Source organism: Microbacterium sp. Au-Mic1, assembly GCF_021341785.1.
GTDB lineage: Bacteria > Actinomycetota > Actinomycetes > Actinomycetales > Microbacteriaceae > Microbacterium.
This window is the reverse complement of sequence record NZ_JAJTTF010000001.1, coordinates 499086-517492: the sequence shown is the minus strand read 5'-3', so window position 1 is coordinate 517492 and position 18407 is coordinate 499086. Positions and strand designations below refer to the sequence as shown.

Genomic DNA, 18407 nt, shown 5'->3' with positions numbered 1-18407 from the left:
CTGCTCGGCAGGCGCGTCGGTCGCCTCGGTCGGAGCCTCGGCCTGCTCGGCAGGCGCCTCGGGCTCGACAGCCGGCGCGGTCTCCTCGGCGGGTGCGTCGGCGGCCGCAGCGGCGGTCTCGTCGGCGACGGTCTCGGGCGCCTCGGCGATCGGCGTCGCGGTGTTCTCGGGCTCGGACTGCGCGGCCTGCTCGCCGGTGGTCGGGTTTTCGGGGGTGTGCTCTTCGGTGGACACGGTGAACTCCTTGCGCGGCATGCCGCGGGAGGCGGAAAGGACAGGCCCAGCCTAGTACGCCGGGCGGCGCCGCGAGAGGGGCGCGGCTCAGCCGGCCGGGGTCTCCGTCGCCGTCGGCACGGGCGTGGGAGCCGAGGTCGGGGCAAGCGTCGGGCTGACCGTCGGCGAGGGCGAAGGGACAGGTGCAGTGGCGTCCGCATGCACGACCTGGCTCACGATCGCGCCGATCACGATGACGGCTCCGGCGACCACGACGACGGTGTTGTCGCGCACCCTGCGGCGAACGCTCGCGGCATGCAGATCCTGCCGTGCGGTGTGCAGCCGCGCGCGCTCCTGCTGCACACGGGCGCGCTGGTCGCGGGCGTTCGTCGGGCGGCGAGCGGCCATGGATCCTCCCTGGATGTCGAGGACAGAGCCTATCGTGCGCGCCCCCGCCCGGCGTGCAGCCGGCATCCGCGTCCGGGTGCCGCGCGTCACGGTGTCGGTGCACGCCGTTAGCCTTGACCGCATGACTCCTGCAGCACCGCTGATGAGCGGCCAGACGCCGCTCGCCGTGCGGATGCGCCCGATCTCGCTCGACGAGGTCGCCGGGCAGCAGCACCTGTTGAGGCCGGGGTCGCCGATCGTCTCGCTCGCGGATCCGGCGGCGAAGACCGCGTCGAGCGTCTCGATGATCCTCTGGGGTCCGCCCGGCACGGGCAAGACGACTCTCGCGCAGGCCATCGCCCGCTCGTCGGGTCGGCGTTTCGTGGAGCTGTCCGCCATCACCGCCGGTGTGAAGGACGTGCGCGAAGTCATGCAGGAGGCGCTGAACCAGCGCGATCTCTACGGTCAATCGACCATCCTGTTCCTCGACGAGATCCATCGCTTCACGAAGGCGCAGCAGGACGCGCTGCTGCCCGGGGTGGAGAACGGCTGGGTCATCCTCATCGCGGCGACCACGGAGAACCCCTCGTTCTCCGTCATCTCGCCGTTGCTGTCCCGGTCGCTGCTGCTGACGCTGAAGCCCCTCACCGACGAGGACATCGGCGTCCTGATCGACCGTGCCGTGGCGGATCCGCGCGGGCTCAACGGGCGCGCGACGCTGGACGATACCGCCCGGGCCGCTCTGATCCGGCTCGCCTCGGGCGACGCCCGGCGAGCGCTCACCGGGCTCGAGGCCGCGGCGGCCGTGGCGGCCTCGCCGGAGCGCCTCACGGAGGACGAGACCCCCGCCGTCACCGATGACGACGTCGCGCAGGCGGTGGACCGCGCGCTGCTGCGATACGACCGCCAGGGCGACGAGCACTACGACGTCATCAGCGCGTTCATCAAATCGATCCGCGGATCCGATGTCGACGCCGCTGTGCACTACCTCGCCCGGATGATCGAGGCCGGGGAGGATCCGCGCTTCATCGCACGGCGCCTGGTCATCTCGGCGTCCGAGGACATCGGTCTCGCCGATCCGCAGGCGCTCGTGATCGCCGTCGCAGCGGCGGATGCCGTCGCCTTCATCGGGATGCCGGAGGGGAGGATCCCCCTCGCCGAGGCGACCGTCTACCTCGCGACCACGGCGAAGTCGAACGCGGCGTACCTGGCGATCGACGCGGCGATCGCGGATATCCGCGCGGGCGGGTTCGGGCGGGTGCCCGTGCACCTGCGCGACGCGCACTATCCCGGCGCCAAGCGCCTGGGGCATGGCAAGGGCTACCGCTATCCGCATGACAGCGACGCCGGGATCGTGCCGCAGCAGTACCTCCCTGATGAACTGCAGGGGCGCCGCTACTACCAGCCCAAGGCGCTCGGCGGAGAGCGCGAGGTGCAGGCTCGGCTGGAGCGCATCAGGCGAATACTCGGCGAGGGGTAGGTCGCGGCGGGAAGCACCGGGACCCGTCCTGCGCACGGCGACGGACGCTCAGGGCCGATCTGATAGCATGGATCGGCTCGAAACCGTGTTTTCGGGCATCTCTCCACTCCTGCACCACCCTCTCGTCCGCCCCGGCGTGCGCTCGTGAGGGGCGGAATCGAGACGATACGTCCGCGAGCCGTGATCGACACGGCCGCGTATCGAAAGGAACACTTCGTGGTTACGAAGTCCCAGGACCGCCGTAAGGTCCGCCTGTCCCGTGCCCTCGGCATCGCCCTCACCCCGAAGGCCGCCAAGTACCTCGAGAAGCGTCCCTACGCTCCGGGTGAGCACGGTCGCACCAAGCGCAAGCAGGACAGCGACTACGCCGTCCGTCTGCGCGAGAAGCAGCGTCTTCGCGAGCAGTACGGCATCCGCGAGAAGCAGCTGGTCATCCAGTTCAACGAGGCCCGTCGCAAGGACGGTCTGACCGGTGAGAACCTCGTCGAGCAGCTCGAGATGCGTCTGGACGCGCTCGTGGTCCGCGCCGGTTTCGCGCGCACCACCGCGCAGGCGCGTCAGCTCGTCGTGCACCGTCACATCCTCGTCGACGGCCAGCTCGTCGACCGCCCGTCCTTCCGCGTGAAGCCGGGTCAGCTCATCCACGTCAAGCCCAAGAGCGAGGGCCTCGAGCCCTTCCAGGTGGCGGCCGCCGGCGGTCACGCCGAGGTGCTGCCCCCGGTTCCGGGTTACCTCGAGGTCGAGCTCGACAAGCTGGAGGCCCGTCTGGTCCGTCGTCCGAAGCGCGCCGAGGTCCCCGTGACCTGCGACGTGCAGCTGGTCGTCGAGTACTACGCGGCTCGCTGATCCACAGCGAACTCAGCGAACACGCCGAGGAGGCGTCGGGGGCATCCCCGGCGCCTCCTTCGCGTTTGCGCATACGATGGAGACCGTTGTGAGCGGGCCCGAACCGGAGGTGGTGACATGAAGACCCTGTTGTGGTTCCTCATCGGCGTGATCGGCGGGTTCGTCGCCGCGCACTTCCTGAACAAGGATCCGCGAGGCCACGACGTGCTGGCGGCCGTCGACGACCGGATCAATGAGTTCACCGGGATCCTCGCCGACGCCTTCCACGCCCAGGAGGCCCGCCTCACCCACGACGGCGCCGCGGACTGACGCGGAACCCCCTTCTCCCGAACCCGCGCTCCGGCGCGCCCTGACAGCAAGGACCCCTCGACGAGCATGAAGACCGCGGAGATCGCGCAGCGCTACCTGAGCTACTTCGAGAAGAACGATCACCTCATCGTCCCCTCGGCGTCGCTGGTCAGCGACGACCCCTCGCTGTTGTTCACCGTGGCCGGCATGGTGCCGATGATCCCGTATCTCACGGGCGTGGTCCCGGCACCTCACCCGCGCATCGCCGACCTGCAGAAGTGCATCCGCACGAACGACATCGAAGAGGTCGGGCGCACGGCACGGCACGGCACGTTCTTCCAGATGCTCGGCAACTGGTCGTTCGGCGACTACTTCAAGGAGGGCGCGATCCGTTACGCCTGGGAGCTGCTGACCGGCTCCGAGAGCGACGGCGGGCTGGGCTTCGACGAGAAGGACCTCTGGGTCACGGTGTTCGAGACGGACGACGAGGCCGAGGCGATCTGGCGCGACGTGATCGGGCTGAAGCCGGAGCGCATCCAGCGCCTGGGGCGCGCGGACAACTACTGGAACACGGGTCAGCCGGGCCCCGGCGGTCCCGACAGCGAAATCTTCTTCGACCGCGGACCCGCGTACGGCCAGGACGGGGGACCGGCGGCCGACGACAACCGGTTCCTGGAGATCTGGAACCTCGTGTTCATGCAGGACTTCATCGAGAACATCCGTGGCAAGACCGAGTTCGACATCGTGGGCGAGCTGCCCATGAAGAACATCGACACCGGCATGGGCCTCGAACGCGTCGCCTTCCTCAAGCAGGGCGTCGAGAACATGTACGAGACCGACCAGGTGCGCCCGGTGCTGGACCGCGCTGTCGAACTCTCCGGACGGCGCTACGGCGCCGAGCACGCCGACGATGTCCGCTTCCGCGTCGTCGCCGACCACGTGCGCTCCGCACTCATGCTGCTCTCCGACGGCGTACGCCCGTCCAACGAGGGTCGTGGCTACATCCTCCGCCGGCTCATGCGCCGCACGGTCCGCTCGATGCGTCTGCTCGGCGTCGACGAGCCGGTGTTCCCCGAGCTGTTCGCGGTGTCCAAGGACGCGATGAAGAGCGCCTACCCGATCCTCGAGCAGGACTGGGTCCAGCTCTCCGCCGCCGCGAATGCGGAGGAGGAGACCTTCCGTCGCACGCTGGACGCCGGATCCACCATCCTCGACCTCGCCCTCGCCGACACGAAGAAGGCCGGATCCGAGACGCTGAAGGGGTCCGAGGCCTTCCTCCTGCACGACACGTACGGCTTCCCGATCGATCTCACGCTCGAGATCGCCGAGGAGGCGGGGCTCGACGTCGACCGCGCCGCGTTCGACTCGCTCATGCAGGAGCAGCGCTCCCGCGCCAAGGCCGACGCGCGCAACCGCAAGCGCCAGATCGCCGACGTGTCGGTGTACGGCGACCTGCGCGCGAAGGGAGAGACCGCGTTCCTCGGCTACGACGAGCTCGAGACCGGCTCGACCGTGCTCGGGATCCTCGTCGACGGCCAGCCCGTGCGCAGCGCCGCAGAGGGGCAGGTGGCCGAGGTCGTCCTCGCCGAGACCACCCTGTACGCCGAGTCGGGTGGCCAGGTCGCCGACAAGGGCGTCATCACCGGCCCCGGCTACGCGCTCGAGGTGCTGGACGTGCAGCGTCCCGTTCCCGGCCTGATCAGCCACACCGTCGAGGTGACCACCGGCGTCGTCTCGATCGATGCTCCCGCGACGACCACGGTGGACGCGGCCAACCGCCGTGCCGCCCGTCAGGCCCATTCCGCGACGCACCTCGTGCACGCCGCCCTGCGCGACACGCTCGGCAAGACCGCGACCCAGGCCGGATCCCTGAACCGTGCCGGTTACCTGCGCTTCGACTTCTCCTGGGGGCAGGCGCTGTCCGGGGACACGAAGAGCGAGATCGAGGAGATCGCGAACCGTGCCGTGCAGGACGGGCTCGAGGTCACCACGCGGATCATGTCCCTCGACGACGCCAAGGCCGCGGGCGCCATGGCGCTGTTCGGCGAGAAGTACGGGTCGACCGTGCGCATGGTGGACATCGGCGGCCCCTGGTCGCGCGAGCTGTGCGCCGGCACGCACGTGGCGTCGAGCGCGGAGATCGGTCTCATCAACCTCGTCGGCGAGTCCTCGGTCGGCGCGTCCAACCGCCGCGTGGAGGCTCTCGTCGGCGCGGACGCATTCCGCGAGTTCGCCGCCGAGCGCGCTCTCGTCTCCCAGCTCACCACTGCGCTCAAGACGCCGCGCGACCAGCTCACCGAACGTGTGACCGACCTCGCCGCGCAGCTCAAGGCCGCCGAGAAGCGGATCGCCCAGTTCGAGGCTGCCGAGCGCGCGGGCCGGGTACCGGCGATCGCGCAGACCGCGACGTCCCTCGGATCGCTGCAGTTCGTGGCGCACGACCTCGGCGAGGTCGCCGGTGCGGACGAGGTGCGCGAGATCGCGACCGGCGTGCGGGACACGTTCGGCTCCGCGGCGGCGGTCACGGCGATCTCGGGGATCGCGAACGGCCGGCCCATGGTGGTCATCGCGACGAACGACGCTGCTCGGGGCGCGGGAGCGAAGGCCGGTGCCCTCGCCAAGATCGCCGCGGGCGTTCTCGGCGGCGGCGGCGGTGGCCGCGACGACGTCGCGCAGGGCGGCGGATCGGACGCGGCGGCGCTGCCTGCGGCGTTCTCCGCGATCGAGCAGGAGCTGCGTCGAGCGTGACCGGGTTCCGACGGGGCGTCCGGCTCGGCATCGATGTGGGCCGCGCCAGGATCGGTGTGGCCCGGTGCGATCCGGACGGCCTGCTCGCGGTGCCCGTGGAGACCGTGCCGCGCGGCGACGCCGCGGTGGCACGGATCGCCGACCTCGCGGCCGAGTACGAGCCGCTCGAGTTCGTGGTCGGGCTGCCGATCAACCTCCGCGGCGAGGACACCGCGTCGACCGCCGATGCCCGTGAGTTCGCCGAGGCCCTCGGCCGCGCGTGCGGGATCGCCGTTCGCCTGATCGACGAGCGGCTGAGCACCGTCACCGCGCACCAGGCGCTGCGCGCCTCCGGGCGCACTCAGCGCAACTCCCGCGGCGTGGTGGATCAGGCCGCGGCCGTGGTGCTGCTGCAGCACGCGATCGACATCGAGAAGAACACCGGCGACCCGGCCGGTGCCCCGCTGATCCTCGACGAGGAGAACCGCTGACATGTCCGACCGATCAGCATCGGCCGCCACGCCGGAGAACGACCCCGTCTCGCACGACCTGTTCGGCGCGCTGCCGGATCCGCAGGTGCAGGCCCCTCGCCCCGCCGAGCAGCCGGCCGTTCCCGGATCCCGTCGTGCGGTCCGCGAGGCCGCCGCGGCTCCCGCGCCGTCGGCAGGATCGGTGCCCGCACCGTCTGCGGCATCGGGCGACGGCGAGACCGCGCCCACGGAGCACCACGACACGTCGCACGCGACGCTGGAGGCCCTGTTCCGTCACGAGACCGAGCAGCCGCCCGCGACCCCGAAGCGCAAGAAGCGCCGCGGTTGCTTGATCGCGCTGCTCGTCGTGTTCGTGCTGATCGCCGGCGCCGCCGGCGGCGGACTGTGGGTGTGGAACACCTACGGCGACAAGATCAGCGAGGTCATGGGCTGGGGCCCGGCCAAGGACTTCGAGGCGGGACAGGCGACAGGCAACGCGCTCGTGACCATCAAGAAGGGCGACGGCGGCCAGCAGATCTCCCAGGCCCTGTACGACGCGGGGGTCACGAAGACCTCCGGCGTCTTCTACGACATGCTCGTCAAGGACAACGTCGTCACCACGTTCTACCCCGGCGTCTACAAGCTGCAGCTGAAGATGACGGCGGCGGCGGCGCTCAAGGCGCTCGACGACCCGAAGAACAAGATGCAGAACTCCGCGGTGCTCCCCGAGGGACTCTCCGTCACCGAGACGATCTCGCGCATCGCCCAGAGCGTGGACGTGCCGCTCGCAGATCTCCAGGCCGCCGTGAAGAATCCCGCGGACTACGGCGTGAACGCCCCCTCGCTCGAGGGCTGGCTGTTCCCTGCGCTGTACGAGTTCCAGCCCGGGGCGACCGCGAAGGACGTGGTATCGACGCTCGTGCAGCGCGCCAGGGACTCGCTGAGCGCGGCCGGCGTGCCGGCGGCGGATGAGCAGCGCGTGCTCACGATCGCGTCGATCATCCAGCGCGAAGCCCGCGCCGAGGCGGACTTCTACAAGGTGTCCCGGGTGATCCAGAACCGCCTCGATCAGGGCATGAAGCTGCAGATGGACTCGACCGCGCAGTACGGCTACGGCGAACTGCACAGCGGATCCGCCAGCACCTCCGACGCGGCCCAGACCGACGACAACCCGTGGAACACCTACGTGATCGACGGACTGCCGAAGACCCCGATCTCGAATCCCGGGGACAAGGCGATCGATGCCGCCATGCACCCCGCGGCCGGGCCCTGGCTGTACTTCGTCACGGTCAACCTCGACTCGGGGGAGACGGTGTTCTCGACGACGTACGCCGAGCACGAGGCCGCAGTGAAGCAGTGGCAGGACTGGTGCAAGGCCAACCCCGACTCCGGGTGCTGACATGACCTCTCCGTCGCGGCTGGCCGTCTGGGGAGACCCGATCGACCACAGCCGCTCTCCCGAGCTGCACAGCGCCGCCTACCGGCTGCTCGGGCTGGACTGGGAGTACGACCGCCGCCGCGTCGACGCGGCGGGTTTCGACGCTGCTCTGGACGGACTCGATGCGACCTGGCGCGGGCTCTCCCTGACGATGCCGCTCAAGGAACGGGCCCACGCGCGCGCCGACGCCCTCGACGACGACGCGCGTCTCACCGGAGCCGTGAACACGCTGCTGCTGGGCGAGGAGATCCGCGGGTTCAACACCGACGTCCGCGGGCTCACCGCGGCGCTCCTGGCGGGGGGACTGGCATCGGCACGTACCGCGCGGGTGCTCGGCGGGGGAGCGACGGCCCGTTCCGCCCTGGTATCGCTGCTGCGCCTGGGCGTCGACCTGGTCGAACTGCGGACGCGCCGACCGGAGCAGGCTGAGGAGCTCGCCCGGTTCGCCCAGCACATCGGCCTGCAGGCGACCACGACGCCGCTCGACTCCGCCGCTGCGCCGCTGCCGGCGGATCTCACCGTCTCGACCCTGCCCGGGGGCGCGGCGCTGCCGGAGACCGTCATGGCCGCACTCGCGCAGCAGGGCGGCGCGCTGTTCTCCGCCGCATACGCCCCCTGGCCGACCCCGCTCGCGCAGGCATGGACGGACGCACCGGTGCTGACCGGACTGGAGATGCTGCTGCACCAGGCGGTCGCCCAGATCCGGATCTTCCTGCACGGCACTCCGGAGGAGGCGCTGACGGACGAGCCCGCGGTCCTGGAGGTCATGCGGGCGGCTCTGGGCTGACACGCACCCCGGGGTCATGCGGGCGGCCCGACCCCGAACACATGGGAGACTGGGGGAATGCTCCGCGTGCTGACGGCCGGCGAATCGCACGGCCCCGAACTCATTGCCGTCATGGAGGGCCTGCCTGCCGGCGTCCCGCTGTCCCGTGAGGCGATCCAGTCCGACCTGCAGCGCCGCAAGCTCGGCTACGGGCGCGGTTCGAGGATGAAGTTCGAGCAGGACGAGCTCTCGATCTCCGGCGGCGTGCGCCACGGGTTCTCCCTCGGCAGCCCGATCGCGATGCGCATCGGCAATACCGAGTGGCCGAAGTGGGTCGAGGTGATGAGCGCCGACCCCGTCGAGCTCACCGACAAGTCCCGCGGACGCAGCGCGGCCCTGACCCGCCCGCGCCCCGGTCACGCCGATCTCGTCGGCATGCAGAAGTACGGCTTCGACGAGGCCCGCCCGATCCTGGAGCGCGCGAGCGCTCGGGAGACCGCCGCCCGTGTCGCGCTCGGCGCGGTCGCCAGGGCGTTCCTCGGCGAACTGGGGATCCGTCTGGTCAGCCACACCCTGTCGATCGGGCCGGTCCAGGTGCCGGAGGGATCCGATCTCCCGACCCCCGACGACGTGGACGCGCTGGACGCGGATCCGCTGCGCTGCTTCGATCCCGCCACGTCCGCGCGCATGGTCGAAGAGGTCGACGCAGCCCGCAAGGACGGCGACACGCTCGGCGGCATCGTCGAGGTGCTCGCCTACGGGCTGCCGCCGGGGCTGGGGTCGCACGTGCACTGGGATCGCCGTCTGGACGCGCGGCTCGCGTACGCGCTCATGGGCATCCAGGCGATCAAGGGCGTGGAGGTCGGCGACGGCTTCGAGACCACGCGCCGGCGCGGTTCCGCCGCGCACGACGAGCTCTTCGCGACCGAGGACGGGATCAGCCGCGGCTCCGATCGCGCAGGCGGCACCGAGGGCGGGATGTCCACCGGCACCGTTCTGCGAGTGCGCGCCGGCATGAAGCCGATCGCCACCATCCCGCACGCGCTGCGCACGGTCGACGTCGCGTCGGGAGAGCAGGCCACCGCGCACCATCAGCGCTCGGACGTGTGCGCCGTGCCCGCCGCCGGCGTCGTCGCAGAGGCGATGGTCGCGATCGAGCTCGCGAACTCCGTGCTGGAGAAGTTCGGCGGCGACAACGTCGCCGAGACCCGGCGCAACCTCGAGGCGTACCTCGCCGCGATCCCGGAGGAGCTGCGCACCACGCCGGCCTCCGAGGCGGCGTTGATCCTGCACGATGAGCTCGGCTGAGGCCCTCGCCCCGGAGCTGCTGGTCCTCGTCGGTCCCATGGGCGCCGGCAAGACCAGCGTCGGGCGCAGGGTCGCGAAGGCCACCGGGCTCCGCTTCGTCGACACGGACAAGGTCATCGCGCGCGAGCACGGTCCCATCCCGGAGATCTTCGCGGAGCACGGTGAGACGCAGTTCCGCGTCTGGGAACGGGCGGTCGTCGCCGAGGCCGTCGCAGGCGGGGGCGTGATCTCCCTGGGCGGAGGCGCAGTGCTCGACGCGGACACCAGGTCGCTGCTGCAGACCGCGCCCGTGGTCCTGCTGACCGTGTCGGCGGAGGCGGTGGCGGCACGGATCGCCGGAGACGCACGTCCGCTGCTGCACGGCGAGGAGGGTCCGGTGCAGCGCTGGTCGAGGATCTTCGCCGAACGGCGTGCGCTGTACGAAGAGGTCGCCGACGCGCACTTCGACACCTCGCGGGTGCCGATGTCGCGGGTGGCGGAGCAGGTCGTGGAATGGATGAGAGGACGAGCATGAGCGCGGAGCAGAACGACGGGGTCACCACGATCGGCGTGACGGGCGGCACCCCGTACGACATCACCGTGGGACGGAACATCCTCGATCGCGTCTCCGCGGCGCTGGCACCGAGCGTCCGCAAGGTGCTCGTCGTGCACCCGCCGACGCTCGCCGATCGTGCCGCGCAGCTTCGCGACCGGATCGTCGCCGACACCGCGAACGGTCCCCGTGAGGTGCTGTTGGCCGAGATCCCGGACGCCGAACAGGGCAAGCGCATCGAGGTCGCCCAGTTCCTGTGGCAGATCATGGGCCAGGCCGATTTCACCCGCAGCGATGCGGTCGTCGGCTACGGGGGCGGGGCGGTCACCGACCTCGCCGGCTTCGTCGCGGCGACGTGGCTGCGCGGGGTGCAGATCGTGCAGGTGCCGACCACGGTCCTGGGCCTGGTCGACGCCGCCGTGGGCGGCAAGACGGGCATCAACACGAACGAGGGCAAGAACCTCGTCGGCGCGTTCTGGGCGCCGCGCGCCGTGATCGGCGACCTCGACGAGCTCTCGAGCCTGACTCCGAACGAGGCGACCGCCGGCTTCGCCGAGGTCGTCAAGGCCGGCTTCATCTGGGCACCCGAGATCCTCGACATCATCGAGGCCGATCCCGCCCGCGCCGTCGATCCGCTCACCCCCGAGTTCCGGCGCGCCGTCGAACTGGCGATCGGGATGAAGGCGACGGTCGTCTCCGAGGACTTCCGCGAGGCCGGGCAGCGCGAGATCCTCAACTACGGGCACACCCTCGGCCACGCGATCGAGCACGCCGAGCGCTACCGCTGGCGGCATGGCGCCGCGATCTCCGTCGGCATGCTGTTCGCCGCCGAGCTCTCGCGGCTGGCCGGACGCCTCTCCGACGACGACGCCAACCGGCACCGGGCGATCCTGGAGTCGCTGGGCCTTCCGACCTCGTACCGCGCCGGAGCATGGCCGACCCTGCTGTCCACCATGCAGCGCGACAAGAAGAGCCGGGGCGGCATGCTGCGTTTCATCGTGCTGGACGGCATCGGCAAGCCGACGGTGCTGCAGGCGCCCGACGAGTCGCTGCTCTTCGCCGCTTACCAGGAGGTCGGCGAGTGAGCACCCGCGTGCACCGGGTCCTGGCGACGGAATGGGCCGAGGTGCGCACGCTGCGCCTGCGGTCGCTGCAGGATCCGGTCGCGGCCCTCGCGTTCCTCGACACGTTCGAGAACGCCTCCACGCTGCCCGACGAGTTCTGGCAGCGTCGCACCTCTGATGCCGCGGCGGGCGGTCCCAACGCCCAGTTCGTGGCGATCGCCGAGGACGGCGAGTGGTTCGGATCCGCGACAGTCATCGGGTCGCAGGTTCCGGACGTCGAGACCACGGCGCTCGTCGTCGGCGTCTACGTCGCCGAGGGACACCGAGGCAGCGGCACGATCGAGGCGCTCTTCGACGAGTGCGCGACCTGGGCCGCGGAGCTCGGCGCCACCGAGCTCACCCTCGAGGTGCATGTGGACAACCATCGCGCGCAGGCCGCGTACGAGCGCTGCGGCTTCACGCGCACGGGCCAGATCACCGAGCTCGCCAACGGGCACGAGTATGTGATGACCCGCCCGGTTGTTCCCGCCGCACGCTGATACCGTGAAGCCGTGACCACGCCGCGCCGCCTGCTCCTCGTCAACGGACCGAACCTGAACCTGCTCGGACAGCGCGAACCGGGGATCTACGGATCTGCGACGCTCGCCGATGTCGAGCGGATCACGGCGGAGGCTGCCGGGGCGTACGGCTACGAGGTCCGCGCCGTGCAGAGCAATCACGAGGGCGTGCTCCTCGATGCGATCCACGACGCGCGCGAGGACTGCGCCGGCATCGTGATCAACGCCGGGGCCTACACGCACACCTCGGTCGCCCTGCGCGACGCGCTCACCGGCGTCGCGCTGCCGTTCGCCGAGGTGCACATCTCCGATGTGTACGCGCGTGAGGAGTTCCGGCACCATTCCTACCTCACCGATGTCGCGGCCGTGCACGTCGTGGGGGAGGGCGTGCAGGGATACGCGACGGCGACGCGGCGCCTGATCCTGGTGCTCGCCGGACAGGCGGACGGCTGACCCGCTGCCCGTTCCGATCGCTCTCACGGGCGTCCAGCGGGGATCCCGTAAGATTGAACGTCGGCCGATCGGCCGCGAACCTCAGGAACGGACTTCTCAGACCCATGGCATCCACCGCAGACATCAAGAACGGCGTCGTCCTCTCGATCGACGGACAGCTCTGGAACGTCATCGAGTTCCAGCACGTCAAGCCCGGCAAGGGCGGGGCGTTCGTCCGCACGAAGCTGAAGAACGTCGTCAGCGGCAAGGTCGTGGACCGCACGTACAACGCGGGCGCCAAGATCGACATCGAGAACGTCGACCGCCGCGACTTCACCTACCTGTACACGGACGGCGACAACTACGTCTTCATGGACCAGGAGGACTACGACCAGATCAACGTGGCCGCCGCCACGGTCGGTGACGCAAAGAATTTCATGCTGGAGAACCAGCAGGTGCAGATCGCGCTGAACAACGGCAACCCGCTCTACATCGAGCTGCCGGCCTCGGTCGTCCTCGAGGTCACCTACACCGAGCCCGGCCTGCAAGGAGACCGCTCCTCGGCCGGCACCAAGCCCGCCACGCTGGAGACCGGGTACGAGATCCAGGTCCCGCTGTTCCTGGAGACCGGCACCAAGGTCAAGGTCGACACGCGTACCGGCGGCTACCTCGGCCGCATCAACGACTGACGCGTGGGCGCCCGGACCAAGGCGCGCAAGCGCGCCCTCGACATCCTGTTCTCCGCCGATGTGCGCGGTGACGATCTCGCGGTGACCCTCGCCGCCGAGGCCAAGCGCGCCGCCGCCGAACCCGCACGCGAGGGCTCGTGGCTCTACGGACGCGAGATCGTCGACGGGATCATCGATCACCGTGATGAGATCGACGAGCAGATCACCACGCACAGCCGGGACTGGAAGCTCGAGCGGATGCCGGCTGTGGACCGGGCGCTGCTGCGCATCGGCGTGTGGGAGATCCTCCACAACGACGAGGTCCCGACGGCCGTCGCGATCGACGAGGCCGTGGAGCTCGCGAAGGAGTTCTCCACCGACGAGTCGGGCGCGTTCGTGCACGGCGTGCTGGCGCGCGTCGCCCGCTCGGCCTGACCGACCACACCACGATCTCCAGGAGCTCCGTTTGGGGCGTATCCGTCCGTTTGGGGCGCAGGATCCCGGTCTTTCCCGGGATCCTGCGCCCCAAAACGTTGAAGTGCGCCCCGAAGCCGGGCCGGTTGTCCGTGGCCTGCCTGAGGATGGATCATCATGACCTCCGCTGAAGCCGACGACTGGCGCGTGCTGTTGCCTTCCACCCGAGCGAGCGGTGCTCCGCTGGCGCTCGGGGTCGAGCTTCGCCGGCGAGACCGCGCCGACGCCCGGCACTGGGGGTCTCGCCCCCTTCGCACGGCCACCGCGCGGGACCTGGTCAAGGATCCGGGCGAGCTGTTCCTCGCCGTCCGTCCGCTGCGGCGCAACGACGCCGGAACCGCCTGGGTGCAGGCCGATGCCGACTGGGATGCGGTCCGCCGTCCCGGCACGCGCTACGACGCGGGGCACTCGCGTTGGTTCGCCGACCTGCTGAGCATCTCGCGCGATTCGCTGCTGTCCGGGACCGCGGGGGACTGGCTGCTGCTGGATCCGGTGGCGTCACCGCTTCTCTGGCCCCACCTGCAGGCTGCGGCGGCCGCGGGAATCGGGATGGTCGCGACCGAGCGCAATACCCAGCTCAGGTGGTCGGACGAGCTGCGGATCGTGGTGGACATCGCCGCGGACGGCGGCGGGCTCCTCCTGTCCGCCTCGGCGGACGCGGCAGGCGAGTCGTTCCCCGCCGCGGCGACGCGGGCGGTGGGGTCCGGCGGCGTGTACGCGCACCGCGTCGTCGGCAAGAGGATCGATCTCGTGGTCGGACCGGTGCCGGTGACCGACGGCGCCAGGGCGCTCCTGGAGTCGCCGGCGGGGTTGACGGTCGCTCCCGTCGACAGGAAGGCCTTCTTCCGGGACGGTTATCCGATGATCCTGCGCGGCGCCGCCGTGCGCCCGGGACGCGGGGTCACACTGCCCCCGCCGCCGAAGCCCGTTCCCCTCCTCGTCGTCGACTTCCGCCCCGACGACGTCGTGGCGTACCGACTGCACTGGGACTACCCGGGCTACGCGCGTTTCCCCCTCGACGAGCGCGCCGCCGGGGCCGGGATCCGGGACGACGCCGTGGAAGGGAGGCTGCGTCCTTCCGTGCTCGCGGCGTGGAGCGAGGTCACCGGACTGCCGTTCCTCCTCGCGGGCACACTGCGCGACGCCGACGCGGCCGAGTTCGTCTCGCACCTCGTGCCGGCCCTCGAAGCGCGCGGCTTCGTCAGCGAGACGACCGGTACGCCGCGCAGCTACGCGGAGCTCACCGGCGATCCGGCGATCACCGTGAGCACCGTCGAGAGCACGGATCCGGACTGGTTCGAGCTCGGCATCCTGGTGCGGATCGACGGGAGGACGATCCCCTTCGAGCCGCTGTTCCGGGCGCTCGCCCTCCGCCAGGGCAAGCTCAAGCTCGTCGACAACACCTGGTTCTCGCTGCGCCACCCCGCCTTCGACCGGCTCAAGGAGCTGCTGGACGAGGCCGCCGAACTCGCGGAGTGGGAGACGGGGCCGAGGATCGCGCGCACCCACCTCGCCCTGTGGGAGGACTTCGAGGATCTCGCGGACGAGACCCAGGCCGCACGAACGTGGCGCGCCGCCGTCGACGACCTGAAGGCCGCCCCCGGCGAGGCCCCGGTTCCCGTCCCCGCCGCCATCACGGCCGCACTGCGCCCCTACCAGCAGGAGGGGTTCACGCGGCTGGCACGGCTGTGGCAGCACCGCCTCGGCGGAATCCTCGCCGACGACATGGGGCTCGGCAAGACCCTGCAGCTGCTCGCGCTCATCGCGCACGCCCGTGCGAGCGCTGCCGACGGAGCCGCCCCGTGGCTGGTCGTCGCGCCCACCTCGGTGCTTCCGGTCTGGGAGCGTGAGGCCGAGCGGTTCGCGCCGGGGCTCCGCGTCGTCGTCGCCGGGCGGACCCGCGACGCGCACGGCGTCGACCTCGCCTCCCACATCGGCGGCGCGGACCTCGTCATCACCTCGTACACCGTGCTGCGCCTGGACGCGGAGGAGTTCGCGCGCCGCCCGTGGTCGGGCGTGGTCGTCGACGAGGCGCAGAACGTGAAGAACCCCGCGACCCGCCAGCATCAGGCGGTCGCTGCGCTCGATGCGACGGCGGTGTACGCCGCGACGGGCACCCCGCTGGAGAACGGTCTGGGAGAGCTGTGGGCGCTGCTGAGCCTGACGTCACCGGGGCTGTTCGCCTCGTCCCGGAGGTTCCGCGAGGACTTCATCCAGCCCATCGAGCAGGGCAAGGTGCCCGAGAACGCCGAGGGCGCTCCCTATCGCCGATCGCGCATCGAGCTGCTGCGGCGGCGGATCCGACCGTTCCTCATCCGCCGCACGAAGGAGCTCGTCGCCCGGGATCTCCCCGAGCGGCAGGAGCAGGTGCTGCGCGTCGAGCTCGCCCCCGCGCACCGGCATCGCTACGACACGGTGCTGCAGCGCGAGCGGCAGAAGATCCTCGGGCTGCTGCCCGACCTCGACCGGCAGCGGTTCATCGTGTTCCGCTCGCTCACCATGCTGCGCATGTTGAGCCTGGCTCCGGGGCTGATCGAGCCCGACGACGCCGGCATCGCCTCCCGCAAGCTCGAGGAGCTCGTCGAACGGCTCCTCGAGCTGCGCGCCGAGGGGCACAGAGCCCTCGTGTTCAGCCAGTTCACGTCGTTCCTGGGCCTGGCCGCCGAGCGGCTGCGTCGCGCCGGCCTGCGGATCTCGTACCTCGACGGTTCCACCAGGGACAGGGACCGCGTCGTGCAGGAGTTCCGGGCGGGGGATCAGGACGCCTTCCTGCTCAGCCTCAAGGCGGGCGGCACCGGGCTCACGCTCACCGAGGCCGACTACGTCTTCCTGCTCGACCCGTGGTGGAATCCTGCCGCCGAGGCGCAGGCCGCCGACCGCGCGCACCGGATCGGGCAGCAGAACCGCGTCTTCGTCTACCGCATGATCGCCGAGGGCACGATCGAGGAGAAGGTGCTCGCCCTGCAGCAGCGCAAAGCGCGCCTGTTCTCCGCCGTGCTGGACGATGAGGACCTGTTCGCGCAGTCGCTCACCGCGGACGACATCCGCGAGCTCCTCAGTTGACCTTCGGGACCCTGGAGAGCGCCACCTGATCGGGTTTTGCACGGGCCGCCTCCAGGACCGCGCCGAGCCGCCCGGGTAGGATCGACAGGTCCACACAGGAGGAGAGACATGCGGATCACGGGACTCGGGCATGCCGGGATGTTCATCGAGACGGTCGGCGGGAACATCATCTGCGACCCGGTCCTCGGACCCTCCTTCTATGGATCCTGGTTCCCCTTCCCCGACAACCGCGGGCTCGACTGGGAGCGCTTCGGTCGCGAGGCGGACTTCCTCTACGTGTCGCACCGGCACCGCGACCACTTCGACCCCCGGCTGCTCGAGCAGTACATCCGCAAAGACATCGAGGTGCTCCTGCCCGAGTATCCGACCGATGACCTCGAACGCGACCTGCGCGCGCTCGGCTACGACAACATCACCTACGCTCCGGCCGGTGAGGTCATCGAGCGCGGCGCGCTGAAGATCATGGTCACCCCACTGCGCGCCCCGAGCGACGGTCCGATCGGCGACTCCTCGCTGAGCGTCGACGACGGCTCCGGCTCCGTGCTGAACCAGAACGACTCGCACCCGCTCGATCTCGAGAAGCTGCTGAAGTTCGGCCGGCCGGACGCGTACTTCACGCAGGTCTCGGGCGCGATCTGGTGGCCGATGGTCTACGACCTTCCACTGGACGCCAAGCAGAACTTCGCCCGCCTCAAGCGCGAGGCGCAGAACAAGCGTGCGATGTACTACATCGAGAAGGTCGATGCGCCGCACGTGTTCCCGATGGCGGGCCCGCCGATGTTCCTGCGCGACGAGCTGTTCGACTTCAACGGCATCGGCCGCAACGGCGAGTCGATCTTCACGGACCAGAAGCAGTTCCTCGCCCACATGAACGAGCTCGCGCCGCAGTTCGACGGGCACCTGTTCGTGCCCGGCACCGTCGTGACACTCGAGGAGCGTCAGGTCGCCTCGGTCGAGCAGACCCTGTACTCCGAGGACGAACTGCGCCACATCTTCGACGAGAAGTGGGACTACCTCGACGAGCAGCGCGCGAGCCGGCAGCAGGAGATCCGCGATGAGGAAGCGCGTCGCTCGCCGATCCTGAATCCCGACGAGATGCTCGCTGCGATCAAGGAGTGGTGGGAGCCGCTCCTGAAGAAGTCGCGCACCATCCGCCTGGGCGTCGGCGGCAACGTCCGGTTCCGCATCGGGGAACTGGACATGGTCGTGGACTTCCCCCGGGCCAAGGTGCGCGAGTACGCGGGGGAGGAGTGCATCTACTGGTACACGATCCCCGCGGATCTCGTCTCCACGAACATCGCAGACCATGAGATCGACTGGTCCAACTCGATCTTCCTGTCCATGCAGTTCTCCGTGGGTCGCAGCGGCAAGTTCAACGAGTTCCTCACGACGTTCCTGAAGTGCCTGTCGGTCGACCGGATCGAGTACGTCGAGAACTGGTATCAGGAGCAGACCGATCAGACCGAGGACGCCGAGATCGGCGACTGGGTCGTGCAGCGCCGGTGCCCGCACCTGCGTGCCGACCTGACCCGCACGGGATCCATCGACGAGGACGGCGTGCTCACGTGCAGCATGCACGACTGGAAGTGGGATCTGAAGACCGGCCGGTGCCTCTCCACCGCGGGCCACCCGATCCGCGCGAAGCAGATCGATCCGGTGACCGAGGCCGCTCTCAGCGAAGCCTCCTGAGTTCC

At 70.2% G+C, this 18407-nt stretch carries 18 protein-coding genes; 16 read left to right on the top strand and 2 right to left on the bottom strand.

Going from position 1 to position 18407, the window contains the following annotated elements:
* Nucleotides 1-234: hypothetical protein (locus LXM50_RS02545; protein WP_233309525.1), on the bottom strand; the 234-nt coding region annotated here is incomplete at its 3' end.
* Nucleotides 235-321: 87 nt separating this feature from the next.
* Complete coding sequence (locus LXM50_RS02540; protein WP_233309524.1) at nt 322-621, bottom strand: hypothetical protein; 300 nt, start codon at nt 619-621, stop codon at nt 322-324.
* Nucleotides 622-742: 121 nt separating this feature from the next.
* Here LXM50_RS02540 and LXM50_RS02535 point away from each other — a divergent pair, with 121 nt between their 5' ends.
* The 16 genes from LXM50_RS02535 (at nt 743) to LXM50_RS02460 (ending at nt 18402) form a co-directional block, all read left to right on the top strand.
* Nucleotides 743-2080 carry a replication-associated recombination protein A gene (locus LXM50_RS02535; protein WP_233309523.1) on the top strand — a complete coding sequence of 446 codons (1338 nt, stop codon included), beginning with the start codon at nt 743-745 and terminating at the stop codon, nt 2078-2080.
* Between the two features lie 216 nt (nt 2081-2296).
* Complete coding sequence (gene rpsD, locus LXM50_RS02530) at nt 2297-2926, top strand: 30S ribosomal protein S4 (RefSeq protein WP_233309522.1); 630 nt, start codon at nt 2297-2299, stop codon at nt 2924-2926.
* Between the two features lie 117 nt (nt 2927-3043).
* Entirely contained in the window at nt 3044-3235 is a 192-nt protein-coding gene (locus LXM50_RS02525; protein WP_233309521.1) for a hypothetical protein, read from the top strand.
* A 66-nt stretch (nt 3236-3301) separates the two neighbouring features.
* Complete coding sequence (gene alaS, locus LXM50_RS02520; protein ID WP_233309520.1) at nt 3302-5962, top strand: alanine--tRNA ligase; 2661 nt, start codon at nt 3302-3304, stop codon at nt 5960-5962.
* Nucleotides 5959-6432 carry a Holliday junction resolvase RuvX gene (ruvX, locus tag LXM50_RS02515; RefSeq protein ID WP_233309519.1) on the top strand — a complete coding sequence of 158 codons (474 nt, stop codon included), beginning with the start codon at nt 5959-5961 and terminating at the stop codon, nt 6430-6432. The genes alaS and ruvX overlap by 4 nt, the downstream gene beginning before the upstream one ends.
* 1 nt (nt 6433) lies before the next feature.
* The gene (gene mltG, locus LXM50_RS02510) at nt 6434-7810 is read left to right on the top strand and encodes an endolytic transglycosylase MltG (RefSeq protein WP_233309518.1); all 1377 of its coding nucleotides are present in this window, start codon (nt 6434-6436) and stop codon (nt 7808-7810) included.
* A gap of 1 nt (nt 7811) precedes the next feature.
* Nucleotides 7812-8636, top strand: a complete 825-nt coding sequence (locus LXM50_RS02505) for a shikimate dehydrogenase (RefSeq protein ID WP_233309517.1) — start codon at nt 7812-7814, stop codon at nt 8634-8636.
* Nucleotides 8637-8693: 57 nt separating this feature from the next.
* Nucleotides 8694-9923, top strand: a complete 1230-nt coding sequence (gene aroC, locus LXM50_RS02500; RefSeq protein WP_233309516.1) for a chorismate synthase — start codon at nt 8694-8696, stop codon at nt 9921-9923.
* The gene (locus LXM50_RS02495) at nt 9910-10437 is read left to right on the top strand and encodes a shikimate kinase (protein WP_233309515.1); all 528 of its coding nucleotides are present in this window, start codon (nt 9910-9912) and stop codon (nt 10435-10437) included. The genes aroC and LXM50_RS02495 overlap by 14 nt, the downstream gene beginning before the upstream one ends.
* On the top strand, nt 10434-11540 hold the full coding sequence (gene aroB / locus LXM50_RS02490; RefSeq protein WP_233309514.1) for a 3-dehydroquinate synthase: 1107 nt from the start codon (nt 10434-10436) through the stop codon (nt 11538-11540). Before LXM50_RS02495 ends, aroB begins: the two co-directional genes overlap by 4 nt.
* Nucleotides 11537-12058, top strand: coding sequence for an N-acetyltransferase (locus LXM50_RS02485; RefSeq protein ID WP_233309513.1), 522 nt, complete (start codon nt 11537-11539; stop codon nt 12056-12058). Before aroB ends, LXM50_RS02485 begins: the two co-directional genes overlap by 4 nt.
* Nucleotides 12059-12070: 12 nt before the next feature.
* On the top strand, nt 12071-12529 hold the full coding sequence (aroQ, locus tag LXM50_RS02480) for a type II 3-dehydroquinate dehydratase (protein WP_233309512.1): 459 nt from the start codon (nt 12071-12073) through the stop codon (nt 12527-12529).
* A gap of 104 nt (nt 12530-12633) precedes the next feature.
* Nucleotides 12634-13197: an elongation factor P gene (efp, locus tag LXM50_RS02475; protein WP_045273064.1), complete on the top strand. Its 564-nt coding sequence runs from the start codon at nt 12634-12636 to the stop codon at nt 13195-13197.
* A gap of 3 nt (nt 13198-13200) precedes the next feature.
* Nucleotides 13201-13611 carry a transcription antitermination factor NusB gene (nusB, locus tag LXM50_RS02470; RefSeq protein ID WP_233309511.1) on the top strand — a complete coding sequence of 137 codons (411 nt, stop codon included), beginning with the start codon at nt 13201-13203 and terminating at the stop codon, nt 13609-13611.
* Between the two features lie 156 nt (nt 13612-13767).
* A complete protein-coding gene (locus LXM50_RS02465) occupies nt 13768-16713 on the top strand; it encodes a DEAD/DEAH box helicase (RefSeq protein ID WP_233309510.1) in 2946 nt (981 codons plus the stop codon).
* A gap of 108 nt (nt 16714-16821) precedes the next feature.
* A complete protein-coding gene (locus tag LXM50_RS02460; RefSeq protein WP_233309509.1) occupies nt 16822-18402 on the top strand; it encodes a Rieske 2Fe-2S domain-containing protein in 1581 nt (526 codons plus the stop codon).
* Nucleotides 18403-18407: the final 5 nt, after the last annotated feature.